This is a genomic window from Serpentinimonas sp. SSL01, assembly GCF_056323735.1.
This window is the reverse complement of record NZ_CM150487.1, coordinates 2074196-2097532: the sequence shown is the minus strand read 5'-3', so window position 1 is coordinate 2097532 and position 23337 is coordinate 2074196. Positions and strand designations below refer to the sequence as shown.

The following is a 23337-nucleotide window of genomic DNA, read 5'->3' as shown; positions in this document are numbered from 1 at the left end:
TTCGATGGCGTGTTCGACCAGCAGGTCACCGTCTGGGAGGCACTGACCCGGGTCGCCCGCTGTGGCCGGGCGGTGCCTTTCCTGCAAGGTGGCATCGTGCGTCTGGTGCGTGACGAAGCCCGGCTCTTGCCGGTGGCGCTCTTCAGTCCCCGCAACATCGTCAAGAACAGCCTCAAGATCCAGTACGTAATGCCGGGTGAGGAAACCGCCGACGCGGTGACGGTGGAGTTTTTCAGCAGCCGCACCTGGAAGCCCGATGAAGTGACGGTGAGCCTGGCTGGCTCCAGCAGCACCAATCCGGCCAAGCTGCGGCTCTTTGGTTGCACCACCGAGGCCCATGCCGTTCGCGAGGGGCTGTATCTGGCGGCGGCCAACCGCTACCGCCGGCGCATCATCACCTTGCGCACCGAGCTCGAAGGGCTGATCCCCACCTATGGTGATTTGATCGCCATTGCCCATGACATGCCCAGTTGGGGCGCGGGCGGCGAAATCGTCGCCTGGGATGCCGACACCCACACCGCCACGCTGTCCGAGCCTGTCCATTTCACGGATGGTCAGCCGCACACACCACACGTGATGGCATTGCGCCGTCGCGATGGCGGGGTCAGCGGCCCCCATGCGGTGATGCCGGGCAGTGATGCACATCAGGTGCTCTTTACAGACCTGCCCGACATCCCCATCGAAACCGGCCTGTCGGCCGAGCGCACCCATTTTGCCTTCGGGGTGGCCGAGCAATGGAGCCTGCTGGCCCGGGTGATCGCGGTGCGCCCGCGTGGCGAGCAGGTGGAAATCACCTGTGTGGCCGAGCACCCGGCAGTGCATAGCGCCGATGGCGGTGTCGACAGCAGCACCGATCCAATCTGAAAGGAATGAAGATGAACGAACCCCACCTGATGGATGGCATGGTGGTCATGCCCCATGACGAATTTGAAACCCTGCTGGAACGTGCCGCCGAGCGTGGGGCGCGTCACGCCTTGTCCGATGTCGGCTTGGATGGCCCCGATGCCGCAAACGACATCCGTGAGCTCAGGAATCTGCTCGACGCCTTCAACGAGGCCAAGAAAACCGCCGGTCTCACGCTGGTCAAGATGCTGGTCACCGGTCTGGTGCTGGCGCTCCTGGCCGGCACCATCGTCAAAATCAAACTCTTCGGAGGCCCGCAATGAGCCCAATCTTCACCACCTTGGCCCCCGGCGTCTTTGAAGCCGGTGCCAAACTGATCGATCGCCTGATCCCCGATCCGGCCCAGCGCGAGCAGGCCAAGCTCGCCTTGTTCCAGGCCGAAGGTCAGCAGGCCTTGCAGGAAATGCAGGTCAGCCTCTCGGCCATCCTGGACGAAGCCAACTCAGCCGACCCGTGGACCAGTCGGGCACGCCCGACCTTTCTGTACGTGATCTACGGCGTGATCCTGCTGTCGGTGATCTGCAGCATCATCGGCATCTGGTGGCCCGCCGAGGTGTTTCAGGCCGCTGAAAACCTGTCCAAGCTGCTCAACGCCGTGCCGGAAAGCTTGTGGTGGCTCTTCGGTGCCGGCTACCTTGGCTACACCAGCGCGCGCAGTTTCGACAAGTGGCGTGGTGTGCCCAGGTAGGCATACCGATAGGCGATTGATCGCCAGCGCCTGCAAACGTAAATCATTGACCCCGTCTTCATTGGCTGCCCTCTTGGGTGGCTGGTGAAGGCGGGGTCTTTTGTCGTTTGTGCGCCAGAAATCTGCACAACACCCGCCAGATGGCCTTGGCTTTGTTCGCGAACAGCGCCTTCATGGAGGCATGTTCACCTTGCCCCACGCTCCATGGCCTCGCGCCTGCTGACCTCGCCACAAGCCGCCGAGCGTCTCGGCCTGCCCGTGCAGGCGCTCTACAAGTTGCGCGATGCCGACGAGGGTCTGGCCATCACCCAGACCGGCCTGCAGGTCGGCTACCAACTCGAAGACATTGCGGCTTACGAGCGCCGCGAAATGCAGGCCCTGGTCGAGCAGGTGCTGGCCACGGCAAGGCCGCTGCCGCTCATCCGTGCCATGGCGCAGTTGCTGCGATCGCCGCCGCCAGAAGAGGGGCTGCCGGCCCCTGCGCCCAATCCGCGGCCATCCCATAAGCCCCTCACGTCCGCCGCGCCTACCACGGCGCCCCCAAATACGCCCGCCGTTTCGCCGCCAACCCCTCAAAAACCCACACTTGCTACACCAGTTACACCAGCCACATCGGCCTGGTTCCTGGTGCGCAGCAAACCCCGGCAGGAATCGGTGGCACTCACTCACCTGGCACGCCAGGGCTATGAGTCCTACCTCCCGCTGTTCGCCACCGAAAAACTCGTCCGCCGCAAATCCACTGTTGTGCAAGAGCCGATGTTTGCGCGCTACTTGTTTGTGCGGCTCGACACATCAGGTCACGAAAGGGGACGGGGCCAGAGCTGGAGCCCGATCCGCTCCACCGTGGGCGTGAGCGAATTGGTGTGCTTCGGCAGCCGACCCGCGCGGGTCGATGACGCCCTGATCGCCACCCTGCGCGAGCGCGAGATCGCACAGCAAGCCAGCCCGACCACCTTGTTCGCCCATGGCGACAGCGTGCGCATCACCGAAGGCGCCTTTGCCGGACTGGAAGCGATCTACCAGATGAACGACGCTGAAGGCCGCGCCATGGTCCTGCTGGATCTATTGAGCAAACCCGTTGCCATGACCATCGACGCAGTCGGTCTGCGCAAGGTGGGGTGAGGCATGACCGCCCATTGCCTGCCTGCGCGACTTTATCTGGACGATCTGCGCCGCATGACCTTGATACGGCTTGGCCTTCGAAGCAAACATGACTGAAACAAAAAAGCTCCGAGAGATCATGACCTTGACTGAAAACCAAACCTTCCGCGCCGCCCAGTACGTGCGCATGTCCACCGAACACCAGCAGTACTCCACGCTCAATCAGGCCGACAAGATCCGCGAGTACGCCGACAAGCGCGGCATTGAGATCGTGCGCACCTATGCCGACGACGGCAAAAGCGGTCTCTCCATCGGTGGCCGTGCCTCCCTGCAAAAGCTGATCGCCGATGTCGAATCGGGCAACACCGATTTCAACCTGATCCTGGTCTACGACGTCAGCCGCTGGGGCCGGTTTCAGGACGCGGACGAATCCGCCTATTACGAGTACATCTGCAAACGCCAGGGCATCAGCGTCGCCTACGTCGCCGAGCAGTTTGAGAACGATGGCTCCCCCGTCTCCACGATCGTCAAGGGTGTCAAGCGCGCCATGGCCGGCGAATACAGCCGCGAACTCTCGGCCAAGGTATTTGCTGGTCAGTGCCGCCTGATCGAGCTGGGCTTTCGCCAGGGTGGCCCGGCCGGGTTTGGCTTGCGCCGGGTGCTAATCGACCAGAGCGGCACCATCAAGGCCACCTTGAAACCGGGCGAGCACAAAAGCCTGCAAACCGACCGGGTGATCCTGGTGCCGGGCCCGGCGCAGGAAGTGGCCACGGTCCACCAGATCTACCGCTGGCTGGTCGAGGATGACCTGCCCCTGTCTGAAATCGCCCAGCGCCTCAACGACATCCCCATCTACACCGATCGTGATTGCCCCTGGACCTACAGTACGGTGCGTCAGGTGCTGACCAACGAGAAGTACATCGGCAACAACGTCTACAACCGCCACTCCTTCAAGCTCAAGAAAAAGCACGTCGACAACCCGCCCGAAATGTGGATCCGCAAGGAGGGCGCATTTGAAGGCATCGTGCCCCTGGATACCTTTCTGGCCGCACAGGAGGTGCTGACTGAACGCAGCAAACGGCTGACGGACGAGGAATTGCTCAACCACTTGAAGGCGCTCTACGCCGAGTGCGGTCGCCTGTCGGGCTTCATCATCGACCAGGTGGCCAACGGCCCCTCGGCCAGTTTGTACACCTCCCGCTTTGGCAGCCTCATTCGCGCCTACGAATTGATTGGCTACCGCCCACCGGGTGGTACTGAGCATCTGGAGATCATCCTGGGCGAAACCCACATCCCGGCCCTGGTGGTCGACGTCAGCGATGAAGACGCCTTCATCATGAGCCTGGCGGAGAACATCGCCCGGCGTGGCCACCGGCCCCTGGAAATCCTGGCCGACATCGAAATCCTGCGCAAGAGGGGCTACGACGCCGACACCATCATCCACAAAACCGGCCTCTCGCCCAAGTACGTCAAAGACATCGTCTTCCTGCTCGACCAGGGCGAAGAGCGCCTGATCGAAGGCGTGCAGCGCGGCGCCATTCCGCTCACCACCGCCCTTGAAATCGCCCGCGCCAAGGATGATGACGAAAACCTGGGCGAAATGCTTCAGGAAGCCTATGAGAATGGCCAGCTCAACCGGCGCCAGATCATCGAGACCAAGCGCCTCGTCGAAAAACGCCAGGCCTACGGCCCCGGCTCCCCCGATCCTGCCCAGATCAAACCGCCCGCCTCCAGCTACAGCCTGGTGCGCACTTACCAGCGCGAGGTGGAACGGCAACGCAAGATGGTGCTCAAGGCCGAGCACGCGCACCAGCGCCTTCTGCTGGTCGTCCAGGGCCTCAAAAAGCTCTTCGCTGACGAGCATTTCGTCAACCTGCTGCGCGCCGAGGGACTGGACACTTTGCCCAAGTATCTGGCCGAGCGCATCGACAACCTGAATGGAGCCACCGCATGAGCCCCGCTATGAATGCACAACCCAACATCACGCCGATGTACCCCGGCATCCACCAGGCCGACGAAACCGAAGAGGGGCCGAACTTGCCGAAGGCCCCGCTCAACACCTTGCTCGGCTTCGATCTGGAGACTTACCAGATCCCGTTGGACACCCTCATGCCCAGCAAGCGGATTCAAGATGGGGTGATGAGCACCCGTAAGTACAAACAGGTCGTTTCCTCCATCCATGAAATCGGGCTGATCGAACCCTTGTCGGTCATCCAGCATGACCCGGCCAAACCGGAATTCATCCTGCTTGATGGCCACTTGCGGGTGCTGGCACTGAAGGATCTCGGTGTCCACGAGGCCCCCTGCCTGATCGCCAAGGACGACGAGACCTACACCTACAACCACCGCATCAACCGGCTCTCCACCATCCAGGAGCACTACATGATCCGCCGCGCCATCGATCGTGGCGTCAGCAAGGAACGCCTGGCCCGTGCCTTTGGCGTGAACCTGAGCTCCATCAATCGGCGCATCAACCTGCTCGAAGGCATCTGCCCTGAAGCGATTGCCCGCCTGCAGGACAAGCAGTTCACGCCCGACGTGACCCGGGTACTGCGCAATATGAAAGCCGCACGGCAGGTGGAGGCGGTGGAACTGATGGTCGCCAGCAACACCATCACCGTGGCGCATGCCGATGCCTTGCTCAAAGCCACGCCACCCGAGCAGCGCACCGACTTCAAGCCCACCGAGCGCGACAAGCAACGGGCGCCCATCGAGCAGATCGTCAAACTGGAAAAGGAAATGAGCCAGGTCCAGACCCAGTACAAGGACGCCGAAGAAAACTACGGTCATTGCCGCACCGCAATACCGAAGGGTAAAATGCTGACATTAAAAATAACCTTCGGAGGTGGTCATGCACTGGTATCTCGTCCATACCAAGCCCAGGCAGGAAAAGTGCGCCCTGGAAAACCTCCAGCGCCAAGGGTTTCAGTGCTATCTGCCCACCCTTCCGTCCGAAAAGCTCCGCCAGGGTGTGCTGACGGTTGCTGACGAACCCCTGTTTCCGCGCTACCTGTTCATCCGCCTGGGCCAGGGCGACTCAGCGCCAAGCTGGGCGCCTATCCGTTCGACCAAAGGCGTCAGTCGGCTCGTCAGCTTCGGGGTAGAGCCGGCCAAGGTGGCCGACTCGATGGTCGAAGCCCTTCGTGCGCAAGAAGCTTCCGTCCAGGCCGAGCCCGAGCGCCTCTTCAAGCCGGGCGAGCGCGTGCGCCTGACGGAAGCACCGTTTGCAGGTATCGAAGGCATCTACCAAATGGCCGATGGCGAGCGACGCGTCATGGTGTTGATCGAACTGCTCTCCAAGCAAGTCCGGGTGCGGGTTGCGCCGGCCCATCTGCGCAAGGTCGGCTGAAGCGCTGCCGAAACATTTCTCAAAGTCATGACGGTGTGGCATAATGCAGCCATCCGTTAGGATTTTTGCAGCACTCCGCTGCTTATAAAAAGCCTCGGATTCCCCCTGTTGGATCTCGCAGACCGCGCTTGCTGATCGTGAAACGGCATGGCGGTAGCGTGCCTAAAGCGCATTGAGCCACATCTCCCATAGCCTGAATTTTGCCGGTCTTGCAGCTGGGACTGGCTGCTGCCGTCTGGGCGGGCGCATTTTTAGTCTGATGCGATGTATTGGCGCAGACTATCTGGATAGTCAGTTCCCCATTAAATCCATGCGAATTTTTCGAGTTCGACCATGATTCAAGCAAAGCCAGTAATTCTTTGCGGCGGCTCCGGCACCCGGCTTTGGCCGCTTTCTCGAGCTGGTTTTCCGAAACAGTTTCTTTGCTTGACCGGGAATGAAAGTTTGTTCCAAGACGCGACAAAACGCTTGATGGCCCTTTCCTGCGAGGATGTTGACATTTGCGCGCCTTTGATTGTCACCAACGAAGAACACCGATTTCTGGCATTGGAGCAGTTGCTTGAGATCGGCGTTGAGCTTGGTGCGGCTTTATTGGAACCGATAGCCAAAAACACCGCCCCAGCGTTGACTCTGGCCGCACTGGCCGCTGTGGAGAACGGTGATGACCCCGTGCTGGTCGTCACCCCCGCAGACCAGACTGTGGCAGACGCTGAAGCGTTCAATTGCGCCATGCACGACGCAATACGTCAGGCGGCAGAGGGCGCCATCGTGATCCTGGGCGTCACCCCCGACCGCCCCGAAACCGGTTACGGCTACATCCAGGCCGTTGTTCCGTCCACGTCCACCTTGGTGGTCGAACGCTTTGTCGAAAAACCTGATGAAGCCACCGCCAGGCAGTACCTGGCAGAGGGTGGCTATTACTGGAACGCCGGCATGTTCGTGCTCAAGGCGTCCGTCTGGCTCCAGGCCATCGAAAGCTTCCGGCCCGACATCGCGGCCACCACCCGTGCCGCCTGGGCTCTGCGCAGCAGCGATGCCGCATTCGTAAGGCCTGGCAAGGCCGAGTTTGCCGACATTCCCAGTGACTCCGTTGACTACGCCGTCATGGAGCGCTGCCCGGGAAGCCGCTTCCCCATCCTCATGGCCCCGCTCAACGCCGGCTGGAGTGACCTTGGCGCTTGGGACGCGGTGTGGAGCGTATTGCCCAAAGACGAAAAGGGCAATGCCCATGTGGGCGACGTGCTGGCCACAGATAGCAGCAACACCCTGGTGCATGCCACCAACCGCCTGGTGGCTTTGGTGGGTGTGAAAAATCTGGTGGTGGTGGAAACGCCCGATGCCGTGCTGGTGGCTGACCGGTCGCGCAGCCAGGATGTGAAGCACATCGTCAACGCCCTTCAGCAGCAACAGCGCGAAGAGCACACACTGCACCGCAAGGTGCACCGCCCCTGGGGCTGGTACGACAGCATTGACGAGGGCGGCCGCTTCAAGGTCAAGCGCATCCAGGTCAAGCCCGGTGCAAGCCTCAGCCTGCAGAAACACCATCACCGCGCCGAGCACTGGGTGGTCGTCAGCGGCACGGCCGAAATCACCTGCGGCGACAGAAAACTGCTGCTCACCGAAAATCAGTCGACCTACATCCCGTTGGGCGAATTGCATCGCCTAGTTAACCCCGGCACCATTCCGTTGGAAATTATCGAGGTGCAGTCGGGCAGTTACTTGGGAGAAGACGATATTATCCGATTTACAGACGACTATGGCAGGGCTTGAGCATTAACCCCTGTCACTACTAATATGACAAAGACCATGACAAACTCTATAAAGACTGCTCTCATCACAGGGGTCACTGGGCAGGATGGTGCCTACCTTGCCGAATTCTTGCTGGGCAAGGGCTACATCGTGCACGGCATCAAGCGCCGCACATCGCTCTTCAATACCGACCGGATCGACCACCTCTTCCAGGATCCTCATGAAGCCAATCAGCGTTTTATGCTGCACCACGGGGACATGACTGACTCTTCAAGCCTCACTCGCATCATTCAACAGACCCAGCCCGACGAGATATATAACTTGGCGGCCCAGAGCCATGTGGCTGTCAGCTTCGAGGAACCCGAATATACTGCCAACAGCGACGCCCTAGGCGCTTTGCGTATTCTTGAAGCCATGCGCATTCTGGGCTTGGAAAAAACCACCCGTTTTTACCAGGCCTCCACCTCGGAGTTGTACGGTCTAGTTCAGGAAATTCCGCAGAAGGAAACGACCCCCTTCTATCCTCGCAGTCCATATGCCGTAGCCAAACTCTATGCTTATTGGATCACCGTCAACTATCGTGAAGCCTATGGTATCTACGCCTGTAATGGAATCCTGTTTAACCACGAAAGCCCGATTCGTGGCGAAACCTTTGTAACCCGCAAGATCACCCGTGCCTTGGCTCGTATCAAGCTGGGCATTCAAGATTGCCTCTACCTCGGCAACCTCGATTCCAAGCGTGACTGGGGCCACGCTAAAGACTATGTTGAGATGCAGTGGCTGATGCTGCAGCAGGACAAACCCGAAGACTTTGTGATCGCAACCGGCGTGCAGTACACAGTGCGCGAGTTTGTCGATGCCGCTGCCCAAGAGTTTGGCATGCAAATTCGATGGGAAGGAACCGGTGAAAACGAAAGAGGCTATGACTCTGTAACGGGTCAGTGCACAGTGGCTGTCGATCCACGCTACTTCCGGCCGACAGAGGTCGAAACTCTGCTTGGCGATGCCACAAAGGCGCGCCAGAAGCTCGGCTGGGTGCCCAAGATTACTTTTGCTGAACTGGTCAGCGAAATGGCCCGTTCCGACATGCTGCAGGCTGAGTTTGACCTGAAGGTCAAGGCACACGGCCACAAAGCGCTACGCAACCAGGGCTGATCGCGGTGGCCAAAGCGCGCATTCTGCTCACCGGCGGCCGTGGCATGGTCGGCTGCAATATCTTGGAGCACCCGCTAGCTGCTCAGTGGGACTTCATTGCACCCGGCAGCCACGAGCTGGACCTCACCGACTTTGCCGCCACGTGTCGCTTCATGGCGGACGTCAAACCCGATGCCGTGATTCATTCAGCCGGTCGGGTTGGAGGGATCCAGGCGAATATGGCGTATCCGGTCGACTTTCTAGTGACCAATGTGGACCTGGGTCGTAACGTAATCATTGCTGCCCGCGAAGCTGGCGTTAGCAAGCTGCTTAACCTTGCCAGTTCGTGCATGTATCCACGAAATGCAACCAACCCGCTGGGCGAAGACCTCATTCTCAAGGGCGAACTCGAACCCACCAACGAAGGCTATGCGATTGCCAAGATATTCGCCACACGTCTCTGCCAGTACATCAGCCGTGAAAACCCAAATTTTCAGTACAAGACGCTGATTCCCTGCAATCTTTATGGCCGACACGACAAGTTCTCACCTACGAATTCACACCTGATTCCTGCCATCATTCACAAGGTTCATCAGGCGAAACTGAAGGGCCTAACTGCGGTTGAAATCTGGGGCGATGGCACGGCGCGCCGTGAATTTATGTACGCTGGCGATTTGGCGGATGCTGTGCTGCATGGCCTCGCCAGCTTTGAAAAGATGCCGGATCTGATGAACATTGGCTTAGGTCATGACTTCAGCATCAACGAGTACTACGCCGCCATTGCCGAAGTCATTGGCTGGCAGGGAGGCTTCGTTCACGATCTGTCCAAGCCCGTCGGCATGAAACAAAAACTGGTTCGCATCGACAGGCAGCGCAACTGGGGCTGGATGCCGACCACCAGTCTGCATGAAGGCATCCGTAAAGCATATCAATATTATCTCCAGGAAAGCATCCATGAGCTTTAAGTACCCACTCGCCACTGCCACTTGGGACCAGGCTGAATACGACGCTCTGCAGCGGATCATCACCTCGGGCATGTTCACTATGGGGCCGAACGTGTTCGAATTCGAAAAGCAATTCGCCAACTACCTGGGCGTCAAGCACTGTGTGATGGTCAACTCGGGCTCGTCGGCCAACCTGCTGATGGTGGCAGCACTCTTCTACTCGAAGAACCCCGACCTTGCGATTAAGGCAGGAGATGAGGTGATTGTGCCCGCCGTGTCGTGGAGCACCACCTACTACCCACTGTACCAGTATGGACTGAAGATCAAGTTCGTGGACATTGACCTCGAAACACTGAACTTCGACCTCGACGCACTGCAAAATGCCGTGACCGACAAGACGCGGCTAATCATGGCGGTCAACCTGCTGGGCAATCCCAATGATTTCGCGCGCATCAAGTCCATCATTGGGTCGCGCAAGATCACGCTTATCGAAGACAACTGCGAATCCCTCGGAGCGTACTTCGAGGGCAAGCAGGCCGGCACCTTTGGTGTGATGGGTAGTTATAGTTCCTTCTTTTCCCACCACATTTCAACAATGGAAGGTGGGCTCATCAGCACCGATGATGATGAGCTCCATCACATCCTGCTGTCTTTGCGCGCCCATGGCTGGACCCGCAACCTGCCCAAGTTCAACCATGTCTGCGGCGAGAAGAGCGACGACCCGTTCAAGGAGTCCTTCCGTTTTGTATTGCCCGGCTACAACGTCAGGCCACTGGAAATGTCTGGCGCGCTGGGTATCGAGCAGGTCAAAAAACTGCCGATGCTGGTTAGAGGGCGTCGCAAGAATGCGGCATTGCTGCAAGACGCCATTGGTAATCATCCGCGGGTGATGATTCAAAAAGAGATTGGTGAAAGCAGTTGGTTTGGTTTCAGCTTGGTCATTCGCCCGGGTGCGGATATGACACGACAGCAACTGGTAAATCGCTTGAACCAGCTGGGATTTGAAGTTCGCCCCATCGTCGCTGGTAACTTCGCGAAAAACGAAGTAGTCAAGTATTTCAATTCAACAGTAGCAGGGCCCCTCGTCAATGCAGAGCACATTGACAAAAATGGACTTTTTGTAGGCAATCACTACTACTCCATTGCAGAAGCTATTGCCCAACTCAAGAGTCTATAAATATGAAAGCAGTCATTCTGGCCGGTGGTTTGGGAACCCGGATTTCCGAGGAAACGAATGTCCGCCCCAAGCCCATGATTGAAATCGGCGGCAAGCCGATTCTGTGGCATATCATGAAGATCTACTCAGCCCACGGCGTGAATGATTTCATCATATGCTGTGGATACAAGGGCTATATGATCAAGGAGTACTTCGCCAATTATTTTCTGCACATGTCGGACGTCACCTTTGACATGAGCAAGAACAGCATGGAAGTGCACCAGCGTAGCGCCGAGCCCTGGCGTGTCACCCTTGTCGACACCGGCGAGGAAACCATGACCGGTGGACGGCTCAAACGCGTAGCTCCTTATTTGCAGGACGAAGATGCCTTTTGCTTTACGTATGGCGATGGCGTAGGCGATGTAGATATCGCCGAATCGATCGCCTTTCACAAAAAACAAAAAGTTAAGGCAACGCTAACTGCCACCTTGCCGCCAGGCCGCTTTGGGGCTCTTGACTTTGACGGCGACAAAGTCCGCAGCTTCAAAGAAAAACCAAAGGGCGACGGAGCGATGATCAACTGTGGCTTCTTTGTACTGTCCCCGGAAGTAATTTCTTACATCGAAGGAGACAGCACCAGCTGGGAACGTTATCCGCTAGAAAATCTAGCTGAACAGGGGCAACTGGCCGCGTACAAGCACGAAGGTTTCTGGCAGCCCATGGACACGCTGCGCGACAAGAACCTTCTGGAAGAGTTGTGGAATAGTGGCAAGGCGCCCTGGAAAGTCTGGAAATAGGTCTCGTAGCCAACAAGTCAGGAACTCAATATGAATCAAGTCAAAGAAATGAAGTCATGCGAAGTATGCGGGAACACCGCGATTCGCTCCGTGCTGAATCTCGGGATGCATCCGCTCTGTGACGATTTGGTAGCCATCGGTGATAGCCGTGTCTGCAAAGAGTATTCGATCGAGATCTTGTATTGCGAGCAGTGCGGTACGGCGCATCAGCGTTTCCAGGTTCCAAAGCAGGAACTGTTCCCCAAGACCTATCACTACCGCTCCCGCTTCACTGCTGATGTGCTCAACGGCATGTCCGCGCTAGTGGACACTATAGAGCAACGCTTGGGTGGACTGGATGGCAAAGTCGTGTTCGACGTTGGCTGCAACGATGGCAGTCTGCTTGATTTCTTCCAGGCCAAAGGCGCTACAACCATTGGCTTGGAACCAACCGATGCCTACTCTGACGGGCTGAACAAAGGGCACGAACTCTACAACGATTTTCTGACGGTGGAGTCCGCGCAAAAGATTCACGCCAAGTATCCGAAGATCGACGTGATTACCTTTACCAATGTATTCGCCCATATTGAGGATTTACGCAGCTTGATTGTTGCACTGAAGGTGCTGATGACGGACAAGACCCTGCTGGTCATTGAAAATCATTATCTGGGTGCAGTGCTTGACCGGCATCAGTTCGATACTTTTTATCACGAGCATCCCCGTACCTACAGCCTTCGCTCTTTCATGCAAATAGCGAAGAATCTTGGTGCAGTGCTCAGTGGTTTCGAGTTTCCAGCGCGCTACGGTGGCAACATTCGCATCTTCATGAACGGGCCGGCGCAGAATCAGGACAAGAGTGCTATTGATGCAGTTATTCAAAAGGAAGCGCAGTATGGAGTCCGGTTTGCCCAGCTGGCAGCCAACATAGAGGAGTGGAAATCCCTGACCCGGACTCGAATCCAGAAACTGGTGGCGCAGCACGGCCCGTTGACGGCCAAGGCATTTCCAGGGAGGTCGGCGATTATGGTGAAGCTGCTGGGCATCGACAAAGAGGCGATAGCTACAGTCTATGAAAAACCGGGCTCAATGAAAATCGGTCACTATGTTCCGGGAACACGCATACCGATCAAATCCGACGAAGACCTATTTGGAACCGGTGCTTTCCCGCCGGTTATCGTGAACCTTGCATGGCACATCGGAACGGAGATTACTAGCTATCTTCGGAAGACCGGATTTCAGGGTGAAGTCTTCAATATTCTTGACCCCAAAGATTTTCCCTAGACCACGCAACGATGTTGACGATCGCAGGCTCTGGCTTTGGTCTTTATGGCTATCTGCCCGCAGTGATTCGGACCCTCGGCGGTCCGGTCTTGCTGCCCAAGCGCTATGAGGAAAAAGTCCGCAGTCGGCCAGAGCTGAACTCCTGTTTGAGTGACATTCGCTGGATCGCAGACAGTGAGGAAGCCCTCAAGCAGGCCACTGGCGCTGTGCTTGCAACCGTTCCAGCGCATCAGGGGAAACTGCTGCTGGATATCGGCAAATTGCCGAATCTTCGTACGCTGGTGCTGGAAAAGCCGGTCGCCATCAGTCCACTGCTCGCAGGTCAGATACTGCAGACACTGTCCCGCGAAGGCCGGCGCTATCGGATCGGATACACATTTTTGCATGTGCGGTGGGCAGAAGATCTGGAGTTCGAGAAAAAATCAGACCCATTGGCCGAGATCACGATCAACTGGGAATTCATGGCACACCATTTTCGCAATGGCCTAGAAAACTGGAAGCGTTCACACAGTGAAGGGGGCGGAGTATTGCGTTTCTATGGGATCCATCTTCTTGCATTGCTTGCAAGCTATGGCTATGACAGCATACAGCATTCGGAGCTTTCAGGCGAGAGTCCGACACAACCCGAAAGATGGGAGGCGCTGGTTTCAGGGCCCGGGCTGGCGCGATGCCATATCACGGTCGACAGCCGATCCCCTACAAGTCGTTTCAGCGTTGTCAAAACTACCTTGGAGCAAAAAAAAACACTGGTCGATCTGGTCGATCCGTTTCAACTTGAGACGCAAGTAGACAATGCGGGAGCCGACTCACGCGTTGGAGTACTGGTACGACTGCTGGACTCTTTCCAGACTCCGGATGGTATCTACCGAAATTTCGCCGAAAGCGTCAACCGGCTCTGGCATGACGCCGAGATTGCCGCGCAGGTATGAAGGCTATGACAAGCGAACAAGCCTCTAGCACCTGGCGTACGATGCTGGTTCAGCTGGGCACGATTTCCGGTGTGCGTTCACTGGTGATCATCCTGCAACTTGTCAACATCAAGCTCTACGCAAGCTATCTGACGGCGGAACAGCTCGGGATCTACTTTTTTCTGCTGACGGTGTCGTATGCGGCCAATGCTGTGCTTTTTGTTCCGCTGGATTACTTTCAGCAGGCGCGTCTGAAAAAAGTGATGGAGGAAACAGGCGGTGTTCGTGCGCTGCTGCGGCTGAACCTGCAAGTAACAAAAGCCTACGGGCTGCTTGCGCTGGCAATTTGCATCTTCTGTTATCTATTCAGGGTCGAGTACTTTTTCTACACCATCATCGCTGTCTGTATAGCGTGGACGCTGTATGCCGTTCAGGGTTTGCGCAACACACTGAACAATCTGGGGCACATCCAAAGTGTGTTAGCCAATGTTGTGCTAGAGGCGCTGCTTCGGGTCGTATTCTTTCTCGCGCTGACACAGTTCTTGCAGGCCGATGCGTTGGCACTGAGCCTAGCATGGATCGCATCGCTGATCATCGCAGCGCTGCACCTTGCCGCGAAAGCCGGCGGTCTCGGACTGACCAGAGGAGATCAGGGCGAGCTATTTCATCTTGCCGACATTCTGCGGGTTTCTGCGCCAATATCAGTCCTTGCCGTCTGCAACTGGCTGCAGCTGCAGGGCTACCGTCTGGTGCTGGTGCCGCTCGGATTCGTGGAGGAGGTCGGAATATTCGCCACCCTTTCCAGCATCGGCGGTGCAGCCGTGGGTGCACTCAATCAGATATACAGTCAGCAATTCACGCCGCGCCTGTATCAGACGTCGGGCACTTTCCTCAACCGATATCTCTTGGGGGCGGGTGTTGTGCTCGGTGCAGTAGCGCTGGTTGTTTTATTGCTGGGTGCGTTCGCCGCAGAAAATCTGACTACCGCCCAGATTGCAGGCCACTGGCCGCTGATGCTGTTTGGCATTTTCACCGAAGGCAGCAATCTCTTCACCAGCGCGCTAGTGGTGTGCATTACGCTGACCGAACGCACGACGAGCATACTTCGGCCATCGGTATTGGGGCTGGGCGCAACCGTGCTCGGTTTCGGACTTTTGCTCAGCAGCGGACACCTGAGCATGTATTCCATCGGCTTGCCCCTGCTGATGTCACAGTGGATTGCCGTCTTCTACATGTACACAAGTTACCGGAAAGCTGCGAAGCCATGAGGAAATCTAATGTCACCGTTGTACTGCAGGTCTATAACGAAGCAGAACGGCTGGAGGCCTGTCTTAAGAACTTTACATGGGCCGAAGAGCTCATTGTGCTGGTGAAAGAGTCAACTGACCGGACTCTGGAGATAGCGCAGAAACATGCAACCGAAGTGATCAGATTGCCATTCAGTTCCACTAGTGAAGACTACGCCAAGAATTTTTCAAATCGCGGAACCTGTGACTGGTTGCTGTTCCCGACGGCCTCCAGCCTTATCCATCCTGAACTGGTCGAAGAAATCGTCAAACTGACCTGTGACAAGCAGTTTCCTTACGACGTAATCGGCCTGCCCTACGGGATTTACTGTATGGGTATTCGCAGTGAGCGTTCCCCCTGGTTTGATTTGCACAAATACACGCTGATACGGCGCTCCGTGCTTACATTGAGCAACGAAATGCACCGAGAAGTCGGCTATCGCAGCGACCGCATTTATGACATGCCCCTGATGGCGCCTGATCAAATTTTTTATCACTGTACCAACAAAGACCCGGACGATCTTTTCCTGCGGCATCTTCGTTACACAAAATACGAGGCACAAAGCAACAAAACGGAAGGACGTGGCCAGGCACTGCGGCGCGCGTTCTATGAACTCATCAAGTCGGTTTTCAACGGCTTGTTCAGGCGCAGAACATTTATGCTGGGGTGGGATGGCATCGCGCTGTCATTGGCGTACATCAGCTATTTCCTGATGAAGTTTGTCTATGTTTGGGACTCTTATCGCGAAAACGGTAGTAAGACATATCCACGGCTCAGCCAGGAGGTTCAAGCCCTTTGGGAAGCACAGGTGGGGTCTCCAGCGAGCCACGGGAAAGCTGTCAAATGAACGCCACCAGATCCGTTGCAAGCACGTCTGAAGCATCCGTACCGACGATCACCGTGATCGTGGCAGTATTTAACGGTATCCCAACTCTCCAGAAATGTTTCGACAGCATTCGCGGACAAACCTATTCGCATGTTCAAACCGTGGTGATTGATGGCGGATCGAATGACGGCACGGTGGAGTTGTTGCGTGAAAATGAAGCCAACTTCTCATACTGGATTTCCGAGAAAGACAAGGGCATATACGACGCGCTCAACAAAGGCGTCCGTCAGGCTCTAGGCGACTGGATTTGCATTCTGGGTGCGGATGACTTCTTTTATGCACCCGACGTGCTGGAAAAAATGGCCGCGCAGCTGCGAAAGTTGCCACCAAAAATCCGGGTTGCCTATGGCCAGATCATGCTGCTGGACGAGTCCGGGCATGAGTTGTTTGCGATTGGAGAACCTTGGACTCAGGCAAAAAGGGATTTGCGCCAAATCATGCCGCTGCCTTACGTTGGGCTGATGCATCGGAAGGAGCTTTTTGTCGAACATGGCGAGTTTGATCTTTCCTTCCGGATTGCCGGTGACTACGAATTGCTTCTGCGCGAACTGATTCAAAATGACGCGCACTTTGCGCCGAACCTGATCATGGTGGGTATGAAGCAGGGTGGCATCAGCAGCAAACCCAGAAACGGGTTTTATGCAATGCTGGAAGGCCGGCGTGCTCAGAAAATGCATGGCATCCGCTGGCCGGGACCCAAATGGCTCTTGGCCATGTTCAAGATTTTCTGCCGCATGCTGCTGTGGGAAATTCTTGGCGGCAAACTGACGAACAAACTGGTTGTAATGAGTCGCAGTCTCAGAAAAAAACTGTGACGCTGACTTTCAAATTGAAATAGCCCGAGGTTTCCATTCATGACTTCAATACAAGTAAAACATCTGCACACCGCACAGGACGTGGTACATGCAGACCTTGATTACATTTGCACTGGCCTCGCGGCGGAATTTGGCGTCATGTCCGGAAAGCGGGTGCTAATTACCGGGGGGGCTGGCTTTCTGGGGTATTACCTCCTGCAGGCAGCGCTGCACTGGAACAGATTGAATCCCGCAAGAGCGCCGGTCCATCTCACGATTTATGAAAACTTTATTCGCGGCGTACCAGCTTGGCTGACTGCGTTATCTGGGAATCCGCAGCTAGCGGTCGTCCGTCACGATATTACGCACCCCTTGCCCACGGACATGGGTGACTTTGAGTTCATCATTCATTCGGCTTCGATTGCGTCACCAATTTTTTATCGCAAATACCCGATCGAGACGATGGACGCGAATGTGGGTGGCCTGCGTTCCCTGCTGGATTACTGCATGAAGCAGAAGGCCAGAGGCAAACCCGTGGAGGGTTTTCTGTTCTATTCGACCAGCGAAATATACGGCGACCCGACGTCGGAAAATATCCCGACACCGGAAACTTATCGTGGCAACGTGTCCTGCACCGGTCCACGCGCCTGCTACGACGAATCCAAGCGCTATGGAGAAACCCTTTGTGTGAATTTTGCCCAGCAGCACCAATTGCCAATCAAGATCGCCAGACCGTTCAATAACTACGGGCCAGGGTTGAAAATCACTGACCGGCGCGTATTGCCGGACTTTGCGCGCGACGTACTCAACAGCCGCGACATCGTCATGCTGTCCGACGGTTCACCTACCCGAACCTTCTGCTACGTCGCGGACGCCATCGTTGGCTACTACAAGATTCTTATCAACGGCAGAGCCGGTGAGGCCTACAACATTGGTGTGGAGGCACCAGAGATATCCATGCTGGACCTCGCGGACCGTGTGGTCGAAATGGCCAGTGAGCTCTTCGGGTACAAGGGCAAAGTGGTCCGCCAATCCAGCACTGATCAGAACTATTTGGTTGACAACCCCAGTCGTCGCTGCCCAATGATTGGCAAGGCGCGCCGGGAAATTGGATACGACCCAAAAATCGATATCGACAACGGCCTGAGGCGCACCATGGTCTGGTACGGTGGCAATCGTGAAGCAGAGGATGCATGATGAAACTTTCAGTAGTGGGTACGGGTTATGTGGGCCTGATTTCTGGTATTTGTCTGGCCGACAAAGGCCATCAGGTGACTTGCGTCGATGTTGACCAAGCAAAAGTCGATAAGATCAATACGGGAGTTGCCCCGATCTATGAGGCAGGGCTTGAAGAGCTCATGAAGCGCAACGTGGGGCAGCGTTTCGGCGCCACGTCCAATTTGCGGCAAGCAGTTCTGGATTCACAGATTTCCATCATTGCAGTCGGTACACCGTTCAATGGCGATGAAATCGACTTGATTTATATTGAAACGGTGGCGCGCCAGATCGGCGAAGTGCTGAAAGACAAGAACAGCTATCACCTGGTGCTGGTCAAGAGCACAGTGGTGCCGGGTACGACCGATAACGTGGTACTGAAAATCCTGGAGCAGGCTTCCAGCAAGAAAGCCGGTAAGGATTTTGGCGTTGGCATGAATCCGGAATTCCTCCGTGAGGGTGAGGCCATCTCCGATTTCATGAATCCTGACCGCATTATTCTGGGTGGTATAGACGAGAAAAGTATCGCCCTGCAGCGCGAGCTGTACGCCGTGTTCGAGAGTGTGGACAAACTGGAAACCAACTGCAAGACGGCGGAGATGATCAAGTACACCGCCAACTCGCTGCTAGCAACCATGATCTCGTTTTCCAACGAGATTGCGAACCTGTGTACCAAGGTTGGCGACATCGATGTGACTGAAGTGACAAAGGGCGTGCATCTAGACCGCCGTCTCTCACCCATTGTGGAAGGCAAGCGAATAACTCCGGTCTTTACCACCTATATCGAGGCGGGCTGTGGTTTTGGCGGAAGCTGTTTCCCGAAAGATGTGAAAGCGCTGGTGTCCTATGGCGCCCAGCGTGGCAGCCCGATGCAGTTGCTCAAAGCCGTCATTGACATCAACAATGTCCAGTATCAGCAGATCAACAACATACTGAAAAAGAATTTCCCCGAGCTCAAGGGTACGCGGGTGGCCGTGCTGGGTCTGGCCTTCAAGCCGGGGACGGACGACATCCGCGAATCACCCTCGATTCCAGTTATCAACTACCTGCTCAAGGCGGCTGCCAGCGTCAAGGCGTTCGACCCAATTGCGACCCATGAGGCGCAGAAGCAGTTCAGGAACGCACCGATCCACTACTGCAATACGTTGGCAGAGACCATTGAAGACGTGGATGTGGTCATCCTGATGACGCGTTGGTCTGATTTTAAGGCTTTGCCTGATATGATTAACTGCCTGAGGAAACCGCCACTGCTGATAGACGGACGGCGCATGTTGAGCAAAAAATCGGTTCCGCGCTATGAAGGGATCGGTCTGTAATGAATCTGCCATTCGCAACCTATGAATCGGGCGAATATCTGTCAAAAAATCCAAGCTGGGATATTGAGGACAGCGCTTGGAAAGCGAGTGCGGTAGAAAAGATTCTCAGGTCAAACCACCTCAAGCCGGGCAGTGTGGTGGAGGTGGGTTGTGGCGCGGGTGGGATTCTGGCTGCTATGCAAGCATCTATGCCTCAAGCACAGTACTTTGGTTATGAAATCGCGCCTTCGGCTGCCGGCTTCTGGGAAGCCTACAAAAGCAAGCCGATTGTCTTCAAGGTTGAGGATTTTCTGACCGCAACCACCCGCCACTTCGACGCGCTGCTGTTGCTTGATGTGGTTGAGCACCTGCCCAATCCATTTGAATTTTTGACAGCGCTCAAGAACCGTGCCGATTATTTCGTATTTCATTTTCCCCTCGATCTCAGCGCCTTGAGTGTGTTGCGTGAAAAGCCGCTGCTTCATGTGCGCGACAAGGTGGGGCATATCCATTACTTCACCAAGGGCCTGGTGCTTTCCTTGTTGAGCGAGTGTGGCTATCAGGTCATGGACTGGAGTTACACCGGTGCGGCTTTCAACGCCCCGCAGAGCAACTGGAAAACCAGAGTGGCCCGCTTGCCGAGGCGGATTGCTTTCGCACTGAACCGGGACTGGGGTGTGCGGCTGCTCGGCGGGGATACGCTGATGGTGCTTGCACGGCCCGCCTGAAGATGCTCTACATCCACGCAACAAACGTTCATGCCGGTGGAGGGCGGGTGTTGCTGAATGCGTTGCTGCAGTCTTTACCAGCTGGTTTGCCGGTGATCGCCCTGTTGGATGAGCGGATGAAGCTGGCCGAGGGCTTGCCCTCCGGTCTGAGTGTCCGGCGTGTGGTGCCGACAGTGTGGCGGCGACTGGTATCAGAACGGTGGCTTAACCGCAATGCGCAAGCCGATGACACGGTACTTTGCTTTGGCAATCTGCCACCGCTATTCAAGCTGCGGAGTCGGGTGTTTGTCTTTGTCCAGAACCGCTATCTGATAGAACAGTCCAGTCTTCGAAATTTTGGCTGGCGGGTGCGTCTTCGCCTTCTGCTAGAACGGTTTTTGTTGTCGGCGGGGGCTCAGCATGTCAGCGGCTACATAGTGCAGAGCACCAGCATGGAGCGCTTGCTGACAAAGCGCCTCCTGCTTGGCATGGTCAGTGTGCAGGTTTGGCCCTTTGTTGCCGACAGCACAGGCTATCGGCGCACGATTAGCCCAACAGCCACAGGTTCGGGGAAAACGGCTTCGACCCAGTGGGACTTTGTTTATGTAGCCTCCGGCGAGCCGCATAAGAACCACCGGAGACTGGTAGAGGCGTGGACTCTACTGGCTGAGCAGGGTCATTTCCCTTCACTGGCTCTGACGCTGGATCCGCAGGCCGACCCGGTGCTGTGTGACTGGATCAGAGCACGTACCGAAGAGCGGGGCCTGCAAATCCGGATTCTCGGGACAATTTCGCCCGATGCAGTACTTAGTCTCTACCGAGACTCTGGCGCATTGATATTTCCTTCCCTGCTGGAATCTTTCGGGCTGCCGCTCATCGAGGCCCGGCAGGCTGGGCTGGCGGTGTTGGCTTCGGAGCTTGACTATGTGCGTGATGTGCTGGACCCGGAGGAGAGTTTTGATCCGCTGTCCCCGACATCAATAGCGCGTGCCGTCGGCAGGTTTCTCGGGAAACCAGCGCAAGAATTGCCGCTGATGAATGCGCAGGAGTTTCTGCAAAAAATTCTGGAAATGGGCAAATAAATTGAGGCTTCTAGTACTCAGCCAGTATTTTCGCCCCGAGACATTCCGGATCAATCAGGTGGTGGACACGCTGGCTATGCGGGGTTGCGACGTGACCGTGCTGACAGGGCAACCAAATTACCCGGGCGGGAAAATCTTTCCAGGATACACCGCTTGGCGCGCATCCGTCTCGGCCACTGATGGCAGTGGTACCGTTGTCCGGGTTCCACTGATACCGCGCAGTGTGATACCGAAGCTGGGGCTGGCGCTCAACTATCTTTCGTTTGTACTGAGTGCTTCGGTTGTCGGTTCCTGGTTGGTGCGACGAAAAAAGTTCGATGTGATTTTTGTCTATGCGCCTTCGCCGATTCTGCAAGCCCTGCCTGCGCTCCTAATCGGCTGGCTCAAAGGCTGTCCGGTTGTGCTCTGGATTCAGGATCTTTGGCCTCAGAGTCTGTCGGCGACCGGCCATGTCAAAAACCGGCTGATCCTCTGGCTGGTTGAAAAAGTTGTTCGCTTTATTTACCGGCGTTGCGACCTGCTTTTGGTGCAGTCCCGTGGATTTATCGGGCCGGTTCGAGCCTTGTCTGGTGCAACGCCAGTGAAATATTTCCCGAACTCCGCAGACTTCAGCCCTGCTTCCGCAACCGGTATGCCAGACATTACAAACCTGAAAGAAGGCTTCTGCGTGGTGTTCGCGGGCAATATTGGGTCAGCGCAGGCAGTTGATGTGATTGTGGAGGCTGCAGCTCTGCTGCGTGACCGGCCTGAAATCCAGATTCTGGTGGTGGGTGACGGCAGTTTGCGACCTTGGATGCTGGAGCAGCAGGAAGCTCGAGGACTTCAGAACCTGTTGCTGCCCGGAAGATTTCAAGTGGAAGCCATGCCAGCGCTGATGCGGCGAGCCTCGGTGTTGCTCGTTACGCTGAAGAAAGATGAAATCTTTGCTGCCACCATACCGAGCAAGGTGCAGGCCTATTTGTCAGCGGGCAGGCCGGTGCTGGCCTGTCTGGACGGTGAGGGTGCGAAGCTGATTCAGGACGCGGGTGCCGGGCTGACCGTGCCGGCGCAAGACGCGGCCGGGTTGGCAAAAGCCATATTGCAGCTTTACCAGATGACACCACGAGAACTCGACACGCTGGGCGAAAACGGGCAAAAATATTTCATGACGCACTTTGAACACAATAAGCTGATGGATGAACTGCTGGCGATACTGAATTCACCCAGCACACAAGGGAGTGACGCATGAAAGTCTTGGTACTGGGTGCCAGCGGCATGCTAGGCAATGCGGTTTTTCGTTTTCTGGCTGGGAGCGAAAACATTTCGGTCACTGGGACTGTGCGCTCCGTTGCCAGCGTCGAGCTGTTCAAGCCGGAACTGCAAGAGCATCTGGAATCTGGCGTGGATGTTGAGCGTGAGGAGGTATTGGCGCGGCTGTTTGAACGGGTGATGCCGGATGTCGTCATCAACAGCATCGGGCTGGTCAAACAACTGGCTGATGCGGATGATCCATTGAGCGCCCTGCCTATCAATGCCATGCTGCCGCACCGGCTGGCGCGGTTATGCCAGACCGGGAATGTGCGGCTAATCCAGATCAGCACTGACTGTGTATTTTCTGGTTCAAAAGGAATGTACCGGGAGGAAGATTTCCCCGATGCTAGTGATTTGTATGGACGCACCAAGTATCTGGGGGAAGTGGATTACCCACATGCGATTACGCTGCGCACCTCCATCATCGGCCACGAGCTGCATAACGCTCATGGCTTGGTCGAATGGTTTCTGTCGCAACAGGCGAGAGTCAAGGGCTACACCGAAGCGGTCTTTTCCGGCTTGCCGACCTTTGAGCTGGCCCGGGTGATTCGCGAATTCGTCATCCCGCATCCCAGCCTACACGGCGTCTACCACGTAGCCGCCGAGCCTATATCAAAACACGATTTGCTTAATATCATTAATCGTGAGTATGGCAAAAATCTACAGATCGAGCCTGATAACCAAGTCAAAATCAATCGATCTCTGGATGCCTCACGTTTCAGGGAAGCCACGGGTTATGTGGCGCCTGCATGGCCAGATTTGATCGCGAAAATGCGCGAGTTCCGGTGAAAG

Annotated in this window: 23 protein-coding genes; all 23 read left to right on the top strand. The window is 56.3% G+C overall.

The window, feature by feature from the left end:
- The first annotated feature begins 9 nt into the window (after positions 1-9).
- The 23 genes from ACVMK0_RS09850 (at position 10) to ACVMK0_RS09740 (ending at position 23334) form a co-directional block, all read left to right on the top strand.
- Positions 10-864 (top strand): host specificity factor TipJ family phage tail protein, encoded by an 855-nt coding sequence (locus ACVMK0_RS09850; protein ID WP_476463690.1) that lies wholly within the window; start codon positions 10-12, stop codon positions 862-864.
- 11 nt (positions 865-875) lie between these two features.
- Positions 876-1166, top strand: a complete 291-nt coding sequence (locus ACVMK0_RS09845; RefSeq protein WP_019484518.1) for a DUF6127 family protein — start codon at positions 876-878, stop codon at positions 1164-1166.
- Positions 1163-1591, top strand: coding sequence for a holin family protein (locus ACVMK0_RS09840; protein WP_476463689.1), 429 nt, complete (start codon positions 1163-1165; stop codon positions 1589-1591). The genes ACVMK0_RS09845 and ACVMK0_RS09840 overlap by 4 nt, the downstream gene beginning before the upstream one ends.
- Before the next feature lie 204 nt (positions 1592-1795).
- Complete coding sequence (gene rfaH, locus ACVMK0_RS09835) at positions 1796-2713, top strand: transcription/translation regulatory transformer protein RfaH (protein WP_476463688.1); 918 nt, start codon at positions 1796-1798, stop codon at positions 2711-2713.
- Positions 2714-2801: 88 nt separating this feature from the next.
- Positions 2802-4646 carry a recombinase family protein gene (locus ACVMK0_RS09830; protein ID WP_476463687.1) on the top strand — a complete coding sequence of 615 codons (1845 nt, stop codon included), beginning with the start codon at positions 2802-2804 and terminating at the stop codon, positions 4644-4646.
- Entirely contained in the window at positions 4643-5680 is a 1038-nt protein-coding gene (locus ACVMK0_RS09825) for a plasmid partitioning protein RepB C-terminal domain-containing protein (protein ID WP_476463686.1), read from the top strand. Before ACVMK0_RS09830 ends, ACVMK0_RS09825 begins: the two co-directional genes overlap by 4 nt.
- A complete protein-coding gene (rfaH, locus tag ACVMK0_RS09820) occupies positions 5592-6041 on the top strand; it encodes a transcription/translation regulatory transformer protein RfaH (RefSeq protein WP_476464680.1) in 450 nt (149 codons plus the stop codon). The genes ACVMK0_RS09825 and rfaH (ACVMK0_RS09820) overlap by 89 nt, the downstream gene beginning before the upstream one ends.
- 333 nt (positions 6042-6374) lie before the next feature.
- Positions 6375-7811, top strand: a complete 1437-nt coding sequence (locus ACVMK0_RS09815; RefSeq protein ID WP_476463685.1) for a mannose-1-phosphate guanylyltransferase/mannose-6-phosphate isomerase — start codon at positions 6375-6377, stop codon at positions 7809-7811.
- Between the two features lie 36 nt (positions 7812-7847).
- Positions 7848-8945 carry a GDP-mannose 4,6-dehydratase gene (gmd, locus tag ACVMK0_RS09810; RefSeq protein ID WP_476464679.1) on the top strand — a complete coding sequence of 366 codons (1098 nt, stop codon included), beginning with the start codon at positions 7848-7850 and terminating at the stop codon, positions 8943-8945.
- A gap of 5 nt (positions 8946-8950) precedes the next feature.
- Positions 8951-9889 (top strand): GDP-L-fucose synthase family protein, encoded by a 939-nt coding sequence (locus ACVMK0_RS09805; RefSeq protein WP_476463684.1) that lies wholly within the window; start codon positions 8951-8953, stop codon positions 9887-9889.
- Positions 9879-11045, top strand: a complete 1167-nt coding sequence (locus tag ACVMK0_RS09800; protein ID WP_476463683.1) for a DegT/DnrJ/EryC1/StrS family aminotransferase — start codon at positions 9879-9881, stop codon at positions 11043-11045. The genes ACVMK0_RS09805 and ACVMK0_RS09800 overlap by 11 nt, the downstream gene beginning before the upstream one ends.
- A gap of 2 nt (positions 11046-11047) precedes the next feature.
- Positions 11048-11821, top strand: coding sequence for a glucose-1-phosphate cytidylyltransferase (gene rfbF / locus ACVMK0_RS09795; RefSeq protein WP_476463682.1), 774 nt, complete (start codon positions 11048-11050; stop codon positions 11819-11821).
- 30 nt (positions 11822-11851) lie between these two features.
- Positions 11852-13081 carry a class I SAM-dependent methyltransferase gene (locus ACVMK0_RS09790; protein ID WP_476463681.1) on the top strand — a complete coding sequence of 410 codons (1230 nt, stop codon included), beginning with the start codon at positions 11852-11854 and terminating at the stop codon, positions 13079-13081.
- Positions 13082-13092: 11 nt separating this feature from the next.
- Positions 13093-14010, top strand: coding sequence for a hypothetical protein (locus tag ACVMK0_RS09785; protein WP_476463680.1), 918 nt, complete (start codon positions 13093-13095; stop codon positions 14008-14010).
- A 5-nt stretch (positions 14011-14015) separates the two neighbouring features.
- Positions 14016-15257, top strand: a complete 1242-nt coding sequence (locus ACVMK0_RS09780; RefSeq protein ID WP_476463679.1) for a hypothetical protein — start codon at positions 14016-14018, stop codon at positions 15255-15257.
- The gene (locus tag ACVMK0_RS09775) at positions 15254-16123 is read left to right on the top strand and encodes a glycosyltransferase (RefSeq protein WP_476463678.1); all 870 of its coding nucleotides are present in this window, start codon (positions 15254-15256) and stop codon (positions 16121-16123) included. Before ACVMK0_RS09780 ends, ACVMK0_RS09775 begins: the two co-directional genes overlap by 4 nt.
- On the top strand, positions 16120-16977 hold the full coding sequence (locus ACVMK0_RS09770; protein WP_476463677.1) for a glycosyltransferase family 2 protein: 858 nt from the start codon (positions 16120-16122) through the stop codon (positions 16975-16977). Before ACVMK0_RS09775 ends, ACVMK0_RS09770 begins: the two co-directional genes overlap by 4 nt.
- Positions 16978-17016: 39 nt before the next feature.
- On the top strand, positions 17017-18153 hold the full coding sequence (locus ACVMK0_RS09765; protein WP_476463676.1) for an NAD-dependent epimerase/dehydratase family protein: 1137 nt from the start codon (positions 17017-17019) through the stop codon (positions 18151-18153).
- Positions 18150-19487 carry a UDP-glucose dehydrogenase family protein gene (locus ACVMK0_RS09760; protein WP_476463675.1) on the top strand — a complete coding sequence of 446 codons (1338 nt, stop codon included), beginning with the start codon at positions 18150-18152 and terminating at the stop codon, positions 19485-19487. Before ACVMK0_RS09765 ends, ACVMK0_RS09760 begins: the two co-directional genes overlap by 4 nt.
- Complete coding sequence (locus ACVMK0_RS09755; protein ID WP_476463674.1) at positions 19487-20194, top strand: class I SAM-dependent methyltransferase; 708 nt, start codon at positions 19487-19489, stop codon at positions 20192-20194. Before ACVMK0_RS09760 ends, ACVMK0_RS09755 begins: the two co-directional genes overlap by 1 nt.
- Before the next feature lie 2 nt (positions 20195-20196).
- Positions 20197-21255: a glycosyltransferase gene (locus ACVMK0_RS09750; RefSeq protein ID WP_476463673.1), complete on the top strand. Its 1059-nt coding sequence runs from the start codon at positions 20197-20199 to the stop codon at positions 21253-21255.
- A complete protein-coding gene (locus ACVMK0_RS09745) occupies positions 21212-22483 on the top strand; it encodes a glycosyltransferase family 4 protein (protein ID WP_476463672.1) in 1272 nt (423 codons plus the stop codon). Before ACVMK0_RS09750 ends, ACVMK0_RS09745 begins: the two co-directional genes overlap by 44 nt.
- Positions 22480-23334, top strand: coding sequence for a dTDP-4-dehydrorhamnose reductase family protein (locus ACVMK0_RS09740; RefSeq protein WP_476463671.1), 855 nt, complete (start codon positions 22480-22482; stop codon positions 23332-23334). Before ACVMK0_RS09745 ends, ACVMK0_RS09740 begins: the two co-directional genes overlap by 4 nt.
- The last annotated feature ends 3 nt before the right edge of the window (positions 23335-23337 follow it).